4 protein-coding genes are annotated in these 2,519 nt (G+C 57.6%); 1 reads left to right on the top strand and 3 read right to left on the bottom strand.

The window, feature by feature from the left end; translation table 11 throughout:
- Positions 1 to 1,098, bottom strand: a 1,098-nt coding sequence (locus BMY36_RS18980; protein ID WP_074819094.1) for an iron-containing alcohol dehydrogenase, incomplete at its 3' end; no start/stop codon positions are given.
- A gap of 58 nt (positions 1,099 to 1,156) precedes the next feature.
- Entirely contained in the window at positions 1,157 to 1,747 is a 591-nt protein-coding gene (locus BMY36_RS18985; protein ID WP_050519398.1) for a TetR/AcrR family transcriptional regulator, read from the bottom strand.
- Positions 1,748 to 1,918: 171 nt separating this feature from the next.
- Here BMY36_RS18985 and BMY36_RS20140 point away from each other — a divergent pair, with 171 nt between their 5' ends.
- Entirely contained in the window at positions 1,919 to 2,092 is a 174-nt protein-coding gene (locus tag BMY36_RS20140; protein ID WP_156215150.1) for a hypothetical protein, read from the top strand.
- Between the two features lie 133 nt (positions 2,093 to 2,225).
- On the opposite strand, the gene BMY36_RS20145 is transcribed toward BMY36_RS20140, so the two are convergent.
- Positions 2,226 to 2,519: hypothetical protein (locus tag BMY36_RS20145; protein ID WP_175469350.1), on the bottom strand; the 294-nt coding region annotated here is incomplete at its 5' end.

Raw genomic sequence — 2,519 nt, forward strand, 5'->3', positions numbered from 1 at the left:
TATGGCGGTCATCCCGTGATTTTTCAGCGCAGTCACGATCCGGTCGATGTCAGCGGCCCCGAGGTCATAGTCGCCAAGACGGGTCTGGATGCCCATCTTGTGGAAAAACTCTCGCGTCGCGGTGATGGCGGCATCAATGCGGGCATCCTCTGACCCATCGCGGATATTCCAGACATTTGCCGCATATTGCAGCAGCTTGGCGCGTTTTGGCCCGCGCTGATCCTGCATCAAGGCTGGCAGCACCACGGCCAAAGTGCGGGCGTGATCGGTGTCATTCAGGGCCGTAATCTCATGCCCGATCATATGGCTGGCCCAGTCTTGCGGAACACCTGCGCCGATCAAACCGTTCAGCGCCAGCGTGGCCGTCCACATCAGATTGGCGCGGATGTCATAATCCAGCGGGGTTTCCAGCGCTTTGGGCCCCAGATCAATCAACGTGCGCAGCAGCGTTTCGGCAAAGCCGTCTTGCACGGCGGCGTTGACCGGATAGGTCAGATATTGCTCGATGATATGCACAAACGCATCGGCAACACCGTTGGCGATCTGGCGCGGCGGCAGGGTATAGGTCAGCTCTGGGTCAAGGATCGAGAACACTGGATAGCAATGCGGGCTCATGAACGGCAGTTTTGCGCCTTTTTCAGCATGGGTGATGACCGACGCCGGGTTCATCTCTGACCCCGTTGCGGGCAGGGTCAGCACCGTGCCGAAGGGCAGGGCGGCGGTGACGGCGCTGCCCCATGAGGTCAGGATATCCCACGGATCACCCTTGAATTTTGCCGCCGCGGCAATGAATTTGGTGGCGTCTATGACGGAGCCACCGCCGACCGCCAGCAGATAAGTGATGCCATGCGTGGCAATCAGGTCGACGGCCTTCAACGCAGTGGCATAGCGGGGGTTCGGCTCGATGCCGCCGAATTCCACAACGCTGCGGTCGCCGAGTGCGGTGCGGACCTGCGCCAGAACGCCGGTGCGTTCCGCGCTGCCGCCGCCATAGATCAGCAGAACTTTGGCATCCTGTGGCACTTGGGCGCTCAGATCGGCGATGCGGCCTTTGCCGAACAGAATATGGGTGGGATTGCGAAGATCAAAATTGTTCATTGTTTGGCTTCCTTTTATATTAGGCCAGTCGTCTATTCTTTAACTAAAAATGACGGGGTTATGCTGCGGGAACCGCCTGCACCGTGGTGGCCATCGCCGCTTTCAAGGCGGCGTCATCTCGCGACAGGCCCGCCACCAGACTGGCCCCCAGCCATTGATGATAGATGGATTGCGCCAGCGATTTGGTGTCTGGCAGGGGTGCAATCGAGCCCTCGGTGATGCCTTGGTCGAGGGTGTCCGACAGGCTGGCAATTATATCCTCAACGCCCTTTCTCAAAATCTTGCTCATGTCCGGCGACAGATCTGCAACCTCGGCCGAGAGTTTGACCACAAGGCAGCGATCTTGCAGGGCAGGGCCTGTTTGCTTTTGCAGCCAGCCCGCGAAATATCCAAAAAACCGCGCGCGGGCGTTTTGAGACGTATCGAGAAGGGTCGCGCCAAGGTCTTTGCGATATTGCTCCACAAAATCCTCAAGCAGAGCACAGCCGTAAGCCTCTTTGGAGGGAAAGTAGTGATAGAATGAGCCTTTGGGCACATCGGCTGCCTTCAACAACGCGTTCAGGCCGACGCCGGTATACCCTTGCCTTGCCGTAAGGCTGCGCCCCACAGCCAGAATATGACTTCGCGTATCTTTGAGTGTTGACTTCATAACAGGTGAATAGCAGGAAAATAGACCAGTCGTCTAGTAACATATTGGTGTTTTCAAGACGGCCTGCCGGGTTCCCGAGTTCAATGTCGCGCTGTGGCAAGGCGCGAGTTTCGCGGTGGACCTAGGGTAATTTGGATTGGAATTAATCTTTGGACAAAAGGTGTGCGTCACATGGCACACACCAACACCGACCGTTTCAAACGCGCTTTTCGTCCATGCTTTGGTCGGGCTGCTGTTGGGGCTTGGCCTTTAGCGGCAGGTCGGGGCGATCTTGCCGGGATGGTCTGGCTGCTGGGCATATCGCCGGTTCTGGCGGCTCTGTTGGTAGAAACCCACGAGGTGTAACCTGCATGATACGGCAGAGAAACTCGACCGGCCAATCTTTTTTCCAGGCATCAATGAAGGCAAACCTCATCCCGTTGCCCGGCAGTGGTTTGTGCAACAAACCATGAGAGAGGGCTTTGGCCTGCAAAGAAGCCTAATGGTGAATGTGCCATTTACCTACCGGCCAACGGATTGCCGCCTTTTTTAGCACTTCCCTCTCCTCACGCAGCCGCCGGACTTCTTTGCGAAGGCGGATACCCGGTTCGCGCCAGTGGAGGGTGGATCGTCGCCCGATGAGAGTATCGCTCTTGAAGGTGTTTTTCTTCCGGTCGAGATAGAAACGTCCACCTTGGAAAGCCCCACCGTTCCCGCGCGAATAAGCGCCGTGGCGGCTGATCCTGGCCCTGTTGTCTTGGCGCAGCGCGTGGACATCGCGCTGGCCGAGGAC

It is taken from the genome of Pseudorhodobacter antarcticus, from assembly GCF_900110135.1.
GTDB classification, from domain to species: domain Bacteria; phylum Pseudomonadota; class Alphaproteobacteria; order Rhodobacterales; family Rhodobacteraceae; genus Pseudorhodobacter; species Pseudorhodobacter antarcticus.